This window comes from Caballeronia sp. DA-9, assembly GCF_051615025.1.
In the GTDB taxonomy this organism is placed as follows: Bacteria; Pseudomonadota; Gammaproteobacteria; order Burkholderiales; family Burkholderiaceae; genus Caballeronia; species Caballeronia sordidicola.
This window is the reverse complement of record NZ_CP195133.1, coordinates 2,282,821-2,297,327: the sequence shown is the minus strand read 5'-3', so window position 1 is coordinate 2,297,327 and position 14,507 is coordinate 2,282,821. Positions and strand designations below refer to the sequence as shown.

Annotated in this window: 16 protein-coding genes and 1 tRNA gene; 9 read left to right on the top strand and 8 right to left on the bottom strand. The window is 58.4% G+C overall.

Annotation, left to right across the window (positions count from 1 at the left end; translation table 11 throughout):
- Nucleotides 1-12: 12 nt before the first annotated feature.
- Together ACRWA7_RS26695 and ACRWA7_RS26690 are read left to right on the top strand one after the other, a co-directional pair.
- Nucleotides 13-423, top strand: coding sequence for an integration host factor subunit alpha (locus ACRWA7_RS26695; RefSeq protein WP_056364192.1), 411 nt, complete (start codon nucleotides 13-15; stop codon nucleotides 421-423).
- An 87-nt stretch (nucleotides 424-510) separates the two neighbouring features.
- Nucleotides 511-900 (top strand): MerR family transcriptional regulator, encoded by a 390-nt coding sequence (locus ACRWA7_RS26690; RefSeq protein ID WP_060819048.1) that lies wholly within the window; start codon nucleotides 511-513, stop codon nucleotides 898-900.
- A 124-nt stretch (nucleotides 901-1,024) separates the two neighbouring features.
- Here ACRWA7_RS26690 and ACRWA7_RS26685 read toward each other — a convergent pair whose 3' ends face one another.
- The gene (locus ACRWA7_RS26685; protein WP_438393323.1) at nucleotides 1,025-1,369 is read right to left on the bottom strand and encodes a hypothetical protein; all 345 of its coding nucleotides are present in this window, start codon (nucleotides 1,367-1,369) and stop codon (nucleotides 1,025-1,027) included.
- Between the two features lie 423 nt (nucleotides 1,370-1,792).
- On the opposite strand from ACRWA7_RS26685, the gene ACRWA7_RS26680 reads away from it, so the two are divergent.
- From ACRWA7_RS26680 to ACRWA7_RS26670, 3 genes are all read left to right on the top strand, one after another.
- Nucleotides 1,793-2,266, top strand: coding sequence for a VOC family protein (locus tag ACRWA7_RS26680; RefSeq protein ID WP_438393321.1), 474 nt, complete (start codon nucleotides 1,793-1,795; stop codon nucleotides 2,264-2,266).
- Nucleotides 2,267-2,485: 219 nt separating this feature from the next.
- On the top strand, nucleotides 2,486-3,964 hold the full coding sequence (locus tag ACRWA7_RS26675; protein ID WP_438393319.1) for an MFS transporter: 1,479 nt from the start codon (nucleotides 2,486-2,488) through the stop codon (nucleotides 3,962-3,964).
- 127 nt (nucleotides 3,965-4,091) lie between these two features.
- Nucleotides 4,092-4,418: an NIPSNAP family protein gene (locus tag ACRWA7_RS26670; protein WP_060819042.1), complete on the top strand. Its 327-nt coding sequence runs from the start codon at nucleotides 4,092-4,094 to the stop codon at nucleotides 4,416-4,418.
- Between the two features lie 86 nt (nucleotides 4,419-4,504).
- On the opposite strand, the gene ACRWA7_RS26665 is transcribed toward ACRWA7_RS26670, so the two are convergent.
- From ACRWA7_RS26665 to ACRWA7_RS26645, 5 genes are all read right to left on the bottom strand, one after another.
- Nucleotides 4,505-4,894 (bottom strand): hypothetical protein, encoded by a 390-nt coding sequence (locus ACRWA7_RS26665; protein WP_438393317.1) that lies wholly within the window; start codon nucleotides 4,892-4,894, stop codon nucleotides 4,505-4,507.
- A 237-nt stretch (nucleotides 4,895-5,131) separates the two neighbouring features.
- Nucleotides 5,132-5,208 (bottom strand) — tRNA-Pro (locus ACRWA7_RS26660).
- 142 nt (nucleotides 5,209-5,350) lie between these two features.
- Nucleotides 5,351-5,806, bottom strand: coding sequence for a hypothetical protein (locus ACRWA7_RS26655; protein WP_438393315.1), 456 nt, complete (start codon nucleotides 5,804-5,806; stop codon nucleotides 5,351-5,353).
- 28 nt (nucleotides 5,807-5,834) lie between these two features.
- Nucleotides 5,835-6,782, bottom strand: coding sequence for a LysR family transcriptional regulator (locus ACRWA7_RS26650; RefSeq protein ID WP_438393313.1), 948 nt, complete (start codon nucleotides 6,780-6,782; stop codon nucleotides 5,835-5,837).
- 82 nt (nucleotides 6,783-6,864) lie between these two features.
- Entirely contained in the window at nucleotides 6,865-7,680 is an 816-nt protein-coding gene (locus ACRWA7_RS26645) for an IclR family transcriptional regulator domain-containing protein (RefSeq protein WP_438393312.1), read from the bottom strand.
- Nucleotides 7,681-7,871: 191 nt separating this feature from the next.
- Here ACRWA7_RS26645 and ACRWA7_RS26640 point away from each other — a divergent pair, with 191 nt between their 5' ends.
- Genes ACRWA7_RS26640 through pcaF form a run of 3 tightly spaced genes read left to right on the top strand, consistent with a single transcriptional unit; the run spans nucleotide 7,872 to nucleotide 10,508 of the window.
- On the top strand, nucleotides 7,872-8,564 hold the full coding sequence (locus ACRWA7_RS26640; RefSeq protein WP_060819032.1) for a 3-oxoacid CoA-transferase subunit A: 693 nt from the start codon (nucleotides 7,872-7,874) through the stop codon (nucleotides 8,562-8,564).
- 29 nt (nucleotides 8,565-8,593) lie between these two features.
- On the top strand, nucleotides 8,594-9,274 hold the full coding sequence (locus tag ACRWA7_RS26635) for a 3-oxoacid CoA-transferase subunit B (RefSeq protein ID WP_060819031.1): 681 nt from the start codon (nucleotides 8,594-8,596) through the stop codon (nucleotides 9,272-9,274).
- A gap of 31 nt (nucleotides 9,275-9,305) precedes the next feature.
- On the top strand, nucleotides 9,306-10,508 hold the full coding sequence (gene pcaF / locus ACRWA7_RS26630) for a 3-oxoadipyl-CoA thiolase (RefSeq protein WP_438393310.1): 1,203 nt from the start codon (nucleotides 9,306-9,308) through the stop codon (nucleotides 10,506-10,508).
- Nucleotides 10,509-10,628: 120 nt separating this feature from the next.
- Here the strand turns inward: pcaF and ACRWA7_RS26625 are convergent, their stop codons facing one another.
- The gene (locus ACRWA7_RS26625; protein WP_438393307.1) at nucleotides 10,629-11,927 is read right to left on the bottom strand and encodes a DUF3443 domain-containing protein; all 1,299 of its coding nucleotides are present in this window, start codon (nucleotides 11,925-11,927) and stop codon (nucleotides 10,629-10,631) included.
- Between the two features lie 9 nt (nucleotides 11,928-11,936).
- Nucleotides 11,937-12,410 (bottom strand): DUF2844 domain-containing protein, encoded by a 474-nt coding sequence (locus ACRWA7_RS26620; protein WP_438393305.1) that lies wholly within the window; start codon nucleotides 12,408-12,410, stop codon nucleotides 11,937-11,939.
- Between the two features lie 509 nt (nucleotides 12,411-12,919).
- Between ACRWA7_RS26620 and bamC the strand changes: the two genes are divergently transcribed.
- Nucleotides 12,920-14,128, top strand: a complete 1,209-nt coding sequence (gene bamC, locus ACRWA7_RS26615; protein ID WP_060819027.1) for an outer membrane protein assembly factor BamC — start codon at nucleotides 12,920-12,922, stop codon at nucleotides 14,126-14,128.
- Nucleotides 14,129-14,507 lie beyond the last annotated feature (379 nt).

Below are 14,507 nucleotides of genomic sequence, written 5' to 3'. Positions count from 1 at the left end.
CATTTTTTCGATATGAACCAAATGAACTCGAGTGATTTCGAAGCCCTTCTTTCGGCGCAACGCAGCGCCATGATCCGAGATGTCTCCACTTCGAACAGTGCGGCAACGGCAGAAACGCCCACGCTCACAAAAGCCGAATTGGCGGAGATGCTATTCGACCATGTCGGGTTGAATAAGCGCGAAGCCAAAGACATGGTCGAAGCATTTTTCGAGGTCATTCGCGACGCGCTTGAAAGTGGCGACAGCGTCAAGCTATCCGGTTTTGGCAACTTCCAATTGCGAGACAAACCGCAGCGTCCCGGCCGTAATCCAAAAACGGGAGAAGCCATTCCCATTGCGGCGCGCCGTGTCGTCACGTTTCATGCGAGTCAGAAGTTGAAAGCGCTGGTGGAAGCCGGTGCTGAAAACAGTTTCGGCCGCTGAAGTGACGGGCAAACGCTTTGTATCGCCCGAGCGCTTATTAGCGATATCCGCCAGATTCGCGACATTCACCACGACGGTTGATTGACGATGGAAAAAGTCGTCTTGCCTCCCATTCCCGCCAAGCGCTACTTCACCATTGGTGAAGTCAGCGAGCTTTGCGGCGTCAAGCCGCATGTGCTGCGTTACTGGGAACAGGAGTTCACGCAGTTGCGGCCTGTCAAGCGGCGCGGCAATCGCCGTTATTATCAGCATCACGAAGTGCTGCTGATTCGCCGCATTCGTGAGTTGCTTTACGAACAAGGTTTTACGATCAATGGCGCGCGTAACCGGCTGGATTCACATGGCCGTCTGAATGGCGCCGCAGCTGATAGCGGGGCCATGGAAGAAACGAGTGGAATGCCTCAAGCGGACGTCTCAGTCGATGTCGAGCAATTGCGCAAGGATCTTCTGAAAGTGATCGATTTACTGGGCGGATGAATTGCCGGACTGATACTGAATTGAATCTTCTTTACATAAAAACGGCGTCGCTGATTATTCGGCGATGCCGTTTTTATTTTCATCGGACTAATGAGCCGGTAATAAAGTACCAAGCCAGTGACCGTTATTTTCCCGTGCTGTCCCGCCGAATCTCGAGGAGCTGCAAATCAGGTTCCGAGAGCATTGCCTTTAATACATCATTGGCAAAATCCTCGACTATTGCGTGCCACTCAACAGTGCCCACAGGAAAATCAGCGGGGGATGCTTTTCCCTGTGCCTTGCGGATCGCGCCGACACTGATGCTTAACGCCCGCGCCCGTAGAAAGGTCGGATCGTTACGGTCGTCGGCAGGGTTCATTTCGTGTTCCATAGATGGGCTTTCGGCCACCGCGACTAAAACTTTAGCTTTATTTAAGGGGACGGATTGAAGCGGGGATTTGAACCCGTACTTGCGGGTCCACCAGTCCATATGGAACCGTCTCGCGCTCCGGTAAGGGCAGAACGCAGCGGGAAGGCAATCAATCAACAGGCGACTCAATCATTGAAGCGTGAATGATCAGAGAAATTAAAATGGCTTAAGTCAGTCGAATGCAACGATACCGGATATTGCATCGTCAACCGCAAGCCTTCATCGGTTTGGGCCGAACGGGATTATGCATCGATAAAACTATTAATGGCTCAACTGGCGGTAAAAACGATTCATGTATGTACTTCGAACGTAAATTCGCTTAAAAACTTATCGTAGTTTCGCGAAGCGTGTCGCAAGTCGCCTGGTAGATTTTTGGTGTGAGACTTGTCGATCGACGGGCGCCCCGCGCGTCGTATGAACAAGAAGGCGCTGAATCCGGCGCCGTCTTCTGTTGGTACATCCATTCAACTCAGGAGCACTGCAATGCCCACGTCCACAGTCAAGCCGATCCCGGATGGAATGCATACGATCACGCCTCATCTGGTTTGCAAAGGTGCGTCCGACGCAATCGCGTTTTATGTCAAAGCCTTCAATGCAGTCGAACATAGCCGTCTGCCTGGACCCGACGGCACAGTCATGCATGCGATGCTCGGGATTGGCGATTCCACGCTGATGCTCGGCGAAGAATTCGAAAATTGCGGCCACAGGAGCCCGCTCGCGCTGAAAGGATCGCCTGTGACACTGCATTTATATGTGAACGATGTGGATGCTTCCTTTGCGCAGGCTGTTGAAGCCGGAGCCAAGGTCATCATGCCTGTCACCGACATGTTCTGGGGTGACCGGTATGGTCAGGTAGAAGACCCGTTTGGTCATCGCTGGTCGCTCGCGACGCATATGCGTGATCTGAGCCCGGAACAGATCCGGGAAGGGATGGCGGCTTCAATGCCACAGCAATAAAGTCCGCTCCGTAACACTTGCGCGTCGCGCCGAAACTTCGCTCGCGACGCCTCAAGTGCGTTTTGCCTGAAATATTCGGCGGTTTCGTATAAGCAAATCTGAAGCAAGCGGGGGTTTTGTTCCCCCTTCATTCGACAAATAACAAAAAAGAATTTGAGATAGAGCGCGTGCGCCGGTACGATCGCGCGCTTTGCAGCCTCTTTCAGCGTAGCCCATCCCATGTCCACTTCTTTCGCGGCCGAGTCCGCGCTCGCGTCTCCGGCAGACGGCACCGCGCGTACCGTCATTCGCAGCGCCGCCGATGTCTCCCAGCTTGTCAATCGAGGCGCGGCGATCGGAAGCGATGCACGCATTGTCATCGCGATCGCGCTCGGTGGTGTTTTTCTCGATGCCTACGATCTCGGCGCGCTCGCGTTCGGTGTAAAGGACATTGCGCGCGAATTTTCGCTGACACCGGCAGCGACGGGTTTTGTCGCGTCCGCCATCACGTTCGGGGCGATCATCGGCGCGTTCCTGGGCGGTTATCTCACCGACAAGATCGGCCGATACCGCGTTTTCATGGCCGACATGTTCTTCTTCGTCGTCGCGGCGATTGCCTGCGGGCTCGCGCCCAACGCCTGGGTGCTCGGCGGCGCGCGTTTCGTGATGGGACTGGGCGTCGGCATCGACTTGCCTGTCGCCATGGCGTTTCTCGCCGAGTTTTCCCGGCTGAACGGCCGCGGCAACAAGGCGGCGCGCATTGCGATGTGGTGCCCGACGTGGTACGCCGCCATCAGCGTGTCCTATCTGCTCGTGCTCGCACTGTACGCCGTGCTGCCCGCGAGCCACTCCGGCTGGTTATGGCGCTTGACCCTTGGTTTTGGCGCATTGCCGGCGCTGGTAATCATCGCGATCCGCAGCCGTTACATCAGCGAGTCGCCGGTCTGGGCCGCCAATCAGGGCGATTTGCGGGGCGCCGCGCAAATCTTGAAGCGCTCGTACGGCATGGATGTAGAAGTCGATGCCGCCGCGCTCCGGGACACAAAAGCGCCGGTGCACAAGGCGACATGGAGCAACTACGGCGCGTTGCTGCGCGGCGTTTATCTTCGCCGCACCGTGCTGGCAACCGTCATTGCCGTGGCATCCTCGTTCGCATACAACGCCGTGGCGTTTGGCTTGCCGGTGATCATCTCGAGTTTCCTCGCGCAGTCTATGCTCACCACCATCCTTGCCTCGCTCGCGTTGAACCTGTGCTTCGCGTTCGTGGGCGGACTGATCGCCGTGCGCACGGTGCCGAAGGTCGGAGCCTGGAAGCTGACCGTGCTCGGCTATGCGTTCCAGTTGGCGGCGTTGATCGGCCTGGCCGTGGTCGGACGTCCGGCCGGTGGCGCGCAAGTGGCGCTGGCGATTGGTTTTCTCGCGGTGTTCCTGCTCGGCCAGGGATTTGGTCCAGGTTCACACAGCATGACGTTCGCTTCGCTCAGCTATCCAACTTCACTGCGTGGCGTTGGCGTGGGTTTCAATCAGACATTGATGCGCGCGAGTTCGACGGTGTCGCTGTTCCTGTTCCCCGTGCTGTCGGCTGCTCTTGGCACGAAGGTTTTCTGGATCATCGCGTTTGCGCCGCTGGCGGGGCTGGTTGCGCTGCTGGCGATCCGATGGGAACCATCCGGTTATGACGTCGATGCGGAGGATTTCGATGCAGCAAAGCGGACATGATCGTCCGGCGATGGCCCGGGCGGTATTTCATTGTGTGCGGGTGAGGTGAAACGCCGGTACGATTGCTCGTGGTGACTCCAGCCGCGGCCCATTCGTGGCCGCATTACTCTATCTCCACGAGGAAAAAATGATTGTTGAAATGCGTATCTATCATTGCGCGCCGGGACGCTTGCCCGCGTTGAACGACCGATTCACCAACATTACGCTGGATTTCTTCAAGAAATACGGCATCGAGCAGATCGGATTCTGGACCACGATTGCCGGTCCGAGCAATCACGCCCTGACGTACATGTTGAAGTGGGAAAGTCTCGCTGAGCGCGAAACCAAGTGGAACGCGTTTCAAGCCGATGCCGACTGGATCGCCAAACGCGCCGAGACCGAGGCGAAGGCGCCGATTGTTGAGCGCATCGAGAATCACTTCTTGACGCCGACGGCTTATTCCGCCTTGCGTTGATGGACTGATCGTTCAAATTGCGTGATCGGGAAACGCCCGGCGATCGAACAGGAATAGTTCGGTCGCCGGGCGTTTTTGCGCGTGATTTATGCTGCGCGCAGTGCGGTATTGTTCTTGGAGCCGGCACGCGAGGCGCGCCGGCCTGACTGCAACGGCTGCACGATTTCCGGCAGGCGGCCATGTTCCTGGAAATATCCGACCAACTCAATGGCGGCGCCATATTCGCGCTGCACGAACCAGTTTTTCAGCGCGATCAGGAAGCCATCGATGGCGTCATCGCCATAATTTTTCGTCACTTCTCCAAGAGACTCGGCGAGCGCGTTGATGCGCTGTGGTGCGGACAACATGCTCGCAATATGCGATGCACTGCGTGACACGATCATGGCGTGGATAGGCCAAAGCTTGCCGTCGAATGTAGCGCTGCGCGTTCTTGTTCGGCCTGGCTTGCGTGGTTTGCTGGTTCTGCTGGCTGACATTGTGTTTCCCCGGTAAACGGCAGTACGGGCTGCGGCGCAATTTTGCCTGCTCGTCTGGCCTTGGTTTTATAGTTTGGTCGAGAGTGCATGGGAGGCGTGCTTGTGAGCGGTGCCTCCAAGGTCTATACGCGCCGGGGGCGCGGCCGGATGCACGCAGTGCAGCAAATTTTGATTGAAAACAACGGTGAATCAACGAAAAAAGGACTTAGGCTGTGAAGCCTAAGTCCTTCATCAAACTGGTCGGGGCGAGAGGATTTGAACCTCCGACCACCTGCACCCCATGCAGGTACGCTACCAGGCTGCGCTACGCCCCGAAAGAGGAAAAGTATATCAGAGACTTTCCAAATTTTGAACCTGCGGACTCATTTTCGGGCGAAGTTCCGAGCAATTCACTCCTGCGCGAAGGAAATTGCGTTCATTCCTTCAAGACCGCAGTAGCAACAAAACCAAACCTGATCAATATCTTAATTCCGACTGTGTGTACTCAGACGTCTGGATCATCACTGAAGGCGCTCCGTGAGCCCGGTCGCGCGAACGGAATCTCAGGGCCAACACGGCTGCAACAACGCAAGGAATCGCGTAAGCAATTACCCGTTCGCCACACGCGGAGAGCGACGATAAATCGATGTAGCGTTCCTTGTCCGTGGTGGTCGCGGACGCGAAGACAAAGGTCAGCGCGAAATCAAGCACCATCGCGAGAACGCAGAAGCATAAAAAAAACAGCGCGCCGTTCCAGACCGGCTCTCGCCGGGCGTTATTCAGCGCATTGCAAATCAGGATAGCGGCCGCCAGCAGCACAAAATTGAGGATCAACGCAAACCAGGGGAAATTCATCACCAGCCCGACATTTAGTCTTGAGTGTGGAGGGTCGTCGCTTATCAACATCACATAGCGAATCGGCGCGATCTTCACACGAGCAGTGGCCCAGATTGAATACGATTTATCCTAGTTTTCGAGGTGAGTTTGATGGGCCGCGTGCGGGAGTGGAATCGTGGCCGGAATCATCGGTAGAGAGTGCTTCGAAGACAAAGTCGATGAACGTGCGCACCTTGGTCGTCATGTATTTACGGCTGGTGTAGACCGCGTAGACGCGCGGTGCAAAGGTCGTGTAAGCAGGGAATAGATGCGTCAGCACGCCCGTCGCGAGTTCCTGTTCCACGATCCATTCCGGCAAGTAGGCAAGACCCAGCCCGGCGCGCACGAGTTGCAGCGACATGGAACTGTCGTTGGTCTTCAGCACTGCGTTGTTCTTGATCGTGAACACGCCGTCGGGTCCGGAGAACTCGACGCTGTCCACGCTCGTATAAGTCGGCAGCACGATCTCATTGCGTTCAACGAGGTCGCGTGGATGCTGCGGCTGGCCATTACGTTTCAAGTAATCGGGCGAACCCACGAGTACGAACGGAACCTTGCAGAGCGGACGAACGATCATTGTGGGCGATGGTTCGGAGGTCGCGCGCAATGCCATGTCGTAGCCTTCTTCCACCAGATCGGCGAAGCGATTTTCCAGCCGCAAGTCGATCAGCACTTCGGGATACCGTGCTCGATAAGCCACCAGGATATCGGCGAATTTCGCGGTGGCGAACCAGCCGGGCGCAGTGATTTTCAACACACCGCGTGGCTTGTCGGTTTGCGATCCGACCGCCGCTTCGGCAGCTTGCAGGATATCCAGCGCTTCCCGGCATTGCTCGTAATAGACGCTGCCCGCTTCGGTCAGGCTCAGGTGCCGCGTGGTCCGGTTCAGCAGGCGCACGCCGAGTTGCCGCTCCAGGTTCGCGACGTGTTTGCTGGTCATCGCGGTGGATATGTCGAGCCGTTCAGCCGCCTTCACAAAGCTGCCTGCTTCAACGACATCGCGAAACACGCGCAAGCTGGTCAATCCATCCATAAGACTTTCCCGGCAGGAACAAAGCGCTCAGTTTAGAGATGAAACGGGAGCAAGTCGAAGCCGCCCAGCGTGCCGGTTCCGTTCAGCCGCGCCGCGCGACCATTCCGGAGACGCGTTGCGCCGCGTCGAGCAGCGGCTCAAGAAAAGCCTTCACCATGTGCTTGGCGTTCTTGCGTTGCGCGTTGCCGCTGATGTTCAGCGCCGCGATCACGCGTCCCTGGCGATCGCGAATGGGCGCGGACATCGAAATGAGGCCTTCTTCCAGCTCTTGATCGACGATGGCCCAGCCTTGTGTGCGTACCACGGCAAGCGCGGCCTTGAGCGTGGTTTTGTTCGTGATCGTGCGGGGCGTGCGAGCTTCCAGCGCGCTGGCGTCGAGGAGCGCATCGAGTTTGTCGTCATCCAGCGCGGCAAGCAGCACGCGACCGAGCGACGTGCAGAACGCCGGCAGGCGGCTGCCGATGGACAGGTTGATGGTGATGATCTTGTGCGTCGGCACGCGCAGCACATAGACGATTTCCGTGCCATCCAGAACCGCCGCGGAACAGCTCTCATGCACCTGGCCGACAAGTTCTTCCATGACCGGTTCAGCGAGGTTCCAGAATGGCATGGACGTGAGATACGCGAAACCAAGATCGAGAATCTTCGCGGTCAGCGTGAATTGACGTCCGTCTGCTTCCACATAACCAAGCGCCTGCAAGGTCAGCAGGATGCGCCGTGCGCCCGCGCGCGTCAGGCCTGATGCCGCCGCGACTTCGGACAGGGTTTGCGCGGGACGCGACGCGTTGAAGGACCGGATCACCGACAAACCGCGCGCGAACGATTGCACGTAGGCATCGCCAGGACGCGAGCTTGAGTCCATGTCGGGCAGATCGCTCTCTGTGGAAAAGTTGGTCATCGATGTGGTCCGGTAAATCAAAGCGCGTCCGGATAAACCCGAGGTTCGTTGACAGGGCAACGAATACGGGAATACCATGACATTTGTTCGCTAAACGAATCGATGTTCGCATAGCGAACTTTGAAATGCAAGTGCTGCCGGGCGAAAGGAATCGTCCGGCGCGCGTCGGTTCAATCAAGGTAAGGAGCGGCATGATCGACAAGATTTTCGACTCGCTGAGTCTGGCGGTGAAAGACGTTCAGGACGGCGCAACCGTGATGATCGGCGGGTTTGGAACGGCCGGCATGCCGGCGGAACTGATCGATGCGCTGATCGAACAGGGCGCGCGGGAATTGACCATCGTGAACAACAATGCAGGCAATGGCGAGACCGGCCTGGCTGCGCTGCTCAAGGCGAAGCGTGTGCGCAAGATCATCTGTTCGTTTCCGCGGCAAAGCGATTCGCAAGTGTTCGACGGGTTGTATCGGGCGGGAGAAATCGAACTCGAACTCGTGCCGCAGGGAAATCTCGCTGAGCGGATTCGCGCGGCGGGCGCGGGCATTGGCGGGTTTTTCACGCCGACCGCTTACGGCACGAAGCTGGCCGAAGGCAAGGAAACCCGTTTTATCGATGGCCGGCATTACGTGCTCGAAGCACCACTCCATGCCGACTTCGCGTTGATCAAGGCGTTCAAGGGCGACCGCTGGGGCAACCTGGTGTATCGCAAGACCGCGCGCAACTTCGGGCCGATCATGGCGACGGCAGCCCGCACGGCGGTCGTGCAGGTGTCGCAAGTCGTGCCGCTTGGCGCGCTGGACCCTGAAGACATCGTGACGCCGGGGATCTTCGTGCAGCGCGTGATCGAAGTGCCGCAGACGGCGCATGCAGTCGAACTGGCTGCCTGAGCCAAGCAAGATCAAGCAAGGACATCGATATGAAAAAACTCACTCGTGACGAAATGGCGCAGCGTGTAGCGCGCGACATTCAGGAAGGCGCGTACGTGAACCTCGGCATTGGCGTGCCAACCCTGGTGGCCAACCATCTCGCGGCGGACCGCGAAATCTTTTTGCACAGCGAAAACGGTTTGCTTGGCATGGGCCCGGCGCCTGAAAAAGGCGCGGAAGACGACGAACTGATCAACGCCGGCAAGCAGCACGTCACGCTGCTCACGGGCGGCGCGTTTTTTCATCACGCCGATTCGTTCGCGATGATGCGCGGCGGCCACCTGGATATCTGCGTGCTCGGCGCGTTTCAAGTGTCGGAGAAAGGCGATCTGGCCAACTGGCATACGGGCGCGCCCGATGCAATCCCGGCTGTCGGCGGCGCGATGGATCTGGCTATCGGAGCAAAACAGGTCTACGTGATGATGGAACTGCTTACCAAGCAGGGCGAAAGCAAGCTGGTGGCCGAGTGTTCCTATCCGGTGACGGGCGTGGACTGCGTAGATCGCGTCTATACGGATCACGGCGTATTCGATGTAACGCCGAATGGCTTCGTGGTGCGGGAGATCATTGAAGGCTTGTCGTTCGGCGAGCTCCAGAAACTGGCGCAAGTATCGCTGACGTACGAACCGCTCAACGCTGATTCGGCGGCGACAGGCGGCGCGGCGCACTAAAGAACGGTAAAGGAGAATAAAGGAGATGGGCATGAAAGAAGCTTTTATTTGCGACGCAATTCGCACGCCGGTCGGGCGCTACGGCGGCGCGTTATCCTCGGTGCGAGCCGATGATCTGGGCGCGGTGCCGCTGCGCGCATTGGTGGAGCGCAACAAGGACGTGGACTGGAATGCGCTCGACGACCTGATTTTCGGTTGCGCGAATCAGGCTGGCGAAGACAACCGCAACGTGGCGCGCATGTCGGCCTTGCTGGCAGGTTTGCCCGAAAGCGTACCCGGCGCAACGATCAACCGCTTGTGCGGATCGGGCATGGATGCGATCGGCGTGGCGGCCCGTGCAATCAAGTCGGGCGAAGCGGCGTTGATGGTGGCGGGCGGCGTGGAAAGCATGAGCCGCGCACCGTTTGTCCAGGGCAAGGCAACCACGGCGTTTTCGCGTCAGGCAGAGATCTACGATACGACCATTGGCTGGCGTTTCGTCAACCCGTTGATGAAGAAGCTGTACGGCGTCGACTCCATGCCGGAAACGGGCGAAAACGTCGCGACCGACTATAAGGTAAGCCGAGAAGATCAGGATGCCTTCGCATTGCGCAGCCAGCAAAAAGCGGCGCGCGCACAGAAGGACGGATCGCTCGCGCAGGAGATCGTGCCGGTTCCTATCGCGCAGAAAAAGGGTGATCCGGTGCTAGTGTCCCAAGACGAGCATCCGCGCGAGACCAGTCTCGAGGCGCTCGCCAGGTTAAAGGGCGTGGTGCGGCCCGACGGCACGGTGACGGCGGGCAACGCGTCGGGCGTGAACGACGGCGCGGCCGCCTTGCTGCTCGCCGATGAAGACAGCGCAAGGCGATTCGGCCTCGTGCCGCGTGCGCGCGTGCTGGGCATCGCGATGGCCGGCGTCCCGCCGCGTGTGATGGGAATCGGGCCGGCGCCGGCATCGCAGAAATTGATGCAGCGCCTGGGCATGACCATCGATCAATTCGACGTGATCGAACTGAACGAGGCGTTCGCATCGCAAGGTCTGGCCGTGCTGCGTTTGCTCGGCATTGCCGACGACGATCCCCGCGTCAACCCGAACGGCGGCGCCATCGCGCTCGGCCATCCGCTGGGCATGAGCGGCGCGCGTCTTGTCACGACCGCGACGTATCAGTTGCATCGGACAGGCGGACGCTTTGCGCTTTGCACCATGTGCATAGGCGTGGGGCAGGGCATTGCGATCGCCATCGAGCGCGTCTGATGTGCAAGCCTTGCTCGATCTAAAGGCCGGTATGGCGGTCAGCGCATATGGATGGTTCGCCGCGCCGTCGGTGATTGCGGCAGTTGCGTTGGCAGCCGCAGTGCTGCACGTTTCCAAAGACTAAAACGCGTAGTAAGGACCGTTACCCGCGGGCGTTACCTGCGCTTCAATCGCGGTGAACACACGCCTGCCATAAAAGAAGGGCAGGCCCCAATCGAAATAACCGTTGGCGGGGCCTGCCAGATTGTTGAACGCGTTGTTGTTGCTGGCAAAGAGCGACGACGCATTGCCAACTGCAAACGTCACGCTGCTCGTCGTACCGTTGGTGCCGGATATGCTTGCCACGAGACTCTGCAAGGTTGTCGGACAGAACCACAAGCCACAACCCGGCACGGAGCTCATTGGGAAGAACAATCCGTTCGACCCGCTATCGATGAAACTCATGCCGTAGGTACTGCCCTGAAAACTGGTCGACACGAAACCCGTAGAGCGGTTGCTGGTGAGTACCTGCGCGTTTCCCAACTGATTGTTCGATTGCGACCCTATGCCAAAGGTCATGGTGCCGGAAACGCTCGATGCCCCAGTGTCCGCGATGGCGGGTAGTTCTATCAGGATGCCGTTGTTATCGCTGGCAAAGTTGCTGACCGGATTGGTTACCTGCTGCGCAACGGGTTGTGTTGCGGATGCGCATGTGCCGGATGCGCAACTGTAGTACCAGCGTGACAAAGCGGTGGTTGCGCAACCGCTGCCGCAGTCTGCGGCGAACGGACCCACGCCGAGAATGCCGTTGCTTCGGAGCGTCGTCGCTGTGAGCATCGGCAATCCGGAATTGCTGCAGTCGGCAGGCACGGCTGGGATGGCTGGATCGGCGATCACCTGGATGGCTGTCGACGCCGCCACTTCGCCGGCCAGGCGCACGTCGGCGGTGCGCACGGAGCCCCACGTATAGCCGGAACCGAACACCGTACAGGACGCTATTGTCGCGCCGCCGGTGCCGGTTACCGCGGGCAGTGTCATGGCGGGCGCAAGTACTGACGCAAGGATGCGAAGCCCTTGTGACCCGGTATCGACCTGGATGTTGTCGATTGTCTGGCAGGTCGCCGTTCCCGGCACGCAGATGGTCACGCTGGCCTGCAACATATTGCGCGTGCCCGTCGCGATCCTGCCGACCGTGATCGGCAAGACATTGGGTGTGGTCGATTGAGCGACGGTGTTGGAAGGTGGGCTCGAAGCAGGCTCCGCCGCGGATGCGGGCGTGACTGCGGAAGGAGCGCTGGCGGCGGGCGCGGCACTGGCCGTTGCAGGCACTGCGGCGCTGGTGGCGTCGCCACCTCCTCCGCCTCCGCCTCCGCATGCAGTGAGGAGCGCACACGCACCAATCAGCGTCAGGAACAAAAGGCAGGATGGATGATTTCGCATGATCTCCTCCTATTCGATGTCAGCCGCGGCAACGCCGGCGGGCAATGCATCGGGAAGCCACGCGCGGCCGCTGAAGTTGCGAAGTCTGACACTCGTCTCCACTACGAGATCGCTGCCATCCACACGCGATGAATGCAGGCCGCTTGCGTTTTCCAATGCGACGCTCGCGCCTTGTCGATACCGATCGAACCATGTGCCTAGCAGGGTCGATAAATCGGGCATTGCCGGTCCATTCCAACTGACGGCGTAGACGAGTCCCGAGGGCAACATGTATTGCCGCACCTGGATCTGGTTGGCATCGGTCGTTTCCACCCAACGCAGGGCACTGTTATCCGCTTGATGCATGACGGGAGCAGGCGTGCCCGACGCATCTGCAGCAGTGCTCGCCGTCGATCCCAGTTGCGCGTGTACCAATCCGCCCGCTGCGGTGAAAAATACAGCGGTGGATACCCGAAGTAAGTTGAGCTTGTGCCGGTAAGACATGATGTGCTCCGTTCTCGTGGCCGTTCTTGTTATCGAAGCCTAATTTTAAGATAGCTGAAGAGCTTGGAACCAACTTCGGAATTGTCTTGTGGGGTCTTTTGAAAAGCGTCAAAAAATAATTAAAACTGCTTATTAAACAAAAAGTTGCGACACGGAAAGTCGCTAGGAAAGACTAAGAGCAATTGTCATAAATTGTCGCAAACAAGGTCGACGCGCTTATTTTTGAGATTGGTGAAGGCGCTGGACAAGTTATAGTGAGGCCTTAATTTGCACGCTGCATTACGCCCGAGCCAATACTGGAAACGTAGCCACCAAGCGAGCTTCGGCTACGCAATAATCCGACGCGCGCCGGTACATGAATTTCATTGGCAGGAGAGGTTATCGATGCTTGTTACAGAGTCGCCGCGGGCGCTCGCGCCTACTGTTTTTGCACGGTGACGCGCGGGACCGGTAAAATGCTTGGTTGATCCACGGAAAACGCCGTGGCGTAGCGGAAGGATTTCCCAAACATGACAGATTTTCGTGTGAACAAGCCGGCTCTGAAGGTGGCGGCCCTCCTGATGGCGGGTGGCCTGGTAGCCGGATGCGGTACGTCGTCGCCTAACGCAATCAATTACAAGAGCGATTCCCGGTCAAAGCAGGCATCTCTTGCCGTCCCGCCCAACCTTCTCGAAGAATCGGGCGACCAGCGGTCCTTGCCCCCGCAAGGCGGGCAGGCTTCGCTGTCGGATCTCCAGCAGGTGCAAAAGGTTGCTCCGAGCGCGCCTACGGTGATTCCGCCGGTTTCTGGCATGCATGTCCAGCGCGACGGTACGGAGCGCTGGCTGGTTATCGACAACAAGTCGCCAGAACAGGTCTGGCCGCAGATTCGCCGTTTCTGGCAAGAACAGGGATTTCTGCTCGTCGTTGATGCGCGTGACAAGGGCGTCATGGAAACTGACTGGAATGAAACCCATCCGCAGATATCGGACGGCTTGATTCGCAACACGCTGTCCATGGCAACGGGCAACTCGTACGTGGCTGCCGAGCGCAACAAGTACCGTACGCGCCTGGAGGCCGCGCCGAATGGCGGCACCTACGTGTTCGTGAGCCAGAAAGGCATGCGCGAGGCGCTGACGGGCACGAACAACGACAACAGCCAGTGGCAGGCCAAACCCAACGACCCGGCGCTTGAGGGCGAATATCTCAAACGTCTCATGGCGTCGCTCGCGTTGGCGGACGCACGGCAGGCAAGCGGCCAGACAGGCAAGAGCGATGCCGCCATGGCGGCGGCAGCGGCAAGCGCACCGTCTGCCGCGACCGCATCGTCGCGAGCGGCGCAAAATGTAGCGCTGGCAGCCCAGACGCCTATCAAGGAAGACGTCGTTCCCGAATCTGCTTCGGATGAGATCACCTTGTCGGAGCCATACGACCGGGCGTGGTTGCGTGTCGGCCTGGCGCTGGATCGCACGAATTTCACGGTAGACGACCGTGACCGTGGTCGCGGGATTTATTTTGTCCGCTACGTCGATCCAAAAGACATGACGGCGGCAGAGCAGGGCTTCTGGAGCCAGGTGTTCCACGGCAAGAAAGAAAAGCTTCCAAAAAATTACGAAGTCAATGTTCGCGCGCTCACGGAGACGCAGACCCGCGTGTCGATTATCGACAGCAAGGGGAATGTGGATTCGTCGCCTCAAGCGCGCCAGATCATGGGCTTGCTTGACGATCAGTTGCGTTAAACAAAACCAGAAACCTTCGGAACGCCGGGGCATTGGCGAAAAACGAAACCCGCCCGAATGTCGGCGGGTTTTTTTCCGCCATGAAATTCAAAAGCCGATCTAGAGCAATCCCTCGCACTGGAATGCGCGGTAGCGCGCGCGGAATTTTCACGCCGCCAGTTAAGCTTCGTGACGTTATGGACCACAGCCTTCATGTAATCGATGTCACGTTACAGCTAAACGTCACACCATCGGATTGCGCCCGCTTTCTTTGTTTTTATGTGCGGGAAAGCTTATAGGAATCAATTGCATAGGGATTACATTGCATCCATGGCATGTAATCTGCATGGCGCCCGTGCCGACTTGCTCAATCCTTCATGAATTGCGATCCGCTGGCCAG

Bases quoted from the DNA above. Each gene is read 5' to 3' on its own strand.
- ACRWA7_RS26670 (WP_060819042.1), top strand. From the start codon at position 4,092: ATGATTGTTGAAATGCGTATCTATCATTGCGCGCCGGGACGCTTGCCC.
- ACRWA7_RS26645 (WP_438393312.1), bottom strand. From the start codon at position 7,680: ATGACCAACTTTTCCACAGAGAGCGATCTGCCCGACATGGACTCAAGC.
- bamC (WP_060819027.1), top strand. From the start codon at position 12,920: ATGACAGATTTTCGTGTGAACAAGCCGGCTCTGAAGGTGGCGGCCCTC.
- ACRWA7_RS26625 (WP_438393307.1), bottom strand. From the start codon at position 11,927: ATGCGAAATCATCCATCCTGCCTTTTGTTCCTGACGCTGATTGGTGCG.
- ACRWA7_RS26675 (WP_438393319.1), top strand. From the start codon at position 2,486: ATGTCCACTTCTTTCGCGGCCGAGTCCGCGCTCGCGTCTCCGGCAGAC.
- pcaF (WP_438393310.1), top strand. From the start codon at position 9,306: ATGAAAGAAGCTTTTATTTGCGACGCAATTCGCACGCCGGTCGGGCGC.
- ACRWA7_RS26640 (WP_060819032.1), top strand. From the start codon at position 7,872: ATGATCGACAAGATTTTCGACTCGCTGAGTCTGGCGGTGAAAGACGTT.
- ACRWA7_RS26680 (WP_438393321.1), top strand. From the start codon at position 1,793: ATGCCCACGTCCACAGTCAAGCCGATCCCGGATGGAATGCATACGATC.
- ACRWA7_RS26620 (WP_438393305.1), bottom strand. From the start codon at position 12,410: ATGTCTTACCGGCACAAGCTCAACTTACTTCGGGTATCCACCGCTGTA.
- ACRWA7_RS26690 (WP_060819048.1), top strand. From the start codon at position 511: ATGGAAAAAGTCGTCTTGCCTCCCATTCCCGCCAAGCGCTACTTCACC.
- ACRWA7_RS26685 (WP_438393323.1), bottom strand. From the start codon at position 1,369: ATGGACTGGTGGACCCGCAAGTACGGGTTCAAATCCCCGCTTCAATCC.
- ACRWA7_RS26665 (WP_438393317.1), bottom strand. From the start codon at position 4,894: ATGTCAGCCAGCAGAACCAGCAAACCACGCAAGCCAGGCCGAACAAGA.
- ACRWA7_RS26635 (WP_060819031.1), top strand. From the start codon at position 8,594: ATGAAAAAACTCACTCGTGACGAAATGGCGCAGCGTGTAGCGCGCGAC.
- ACRWA7_RS26695 (WP_056364192.1), top strand. From the start codon at position 13: ATGAACCAAATGAACTCGAGTGATTTCGAAGCCCTTCTTTCGGCGCAA.
- ACRWA7_RS26650 (WP_438393313.1), bottom strand. From the start codon at position 6,782: ATGGATGGATTGACCAGCTTGCGCGTGTTTCGCGATGTCGTTGAAGCA.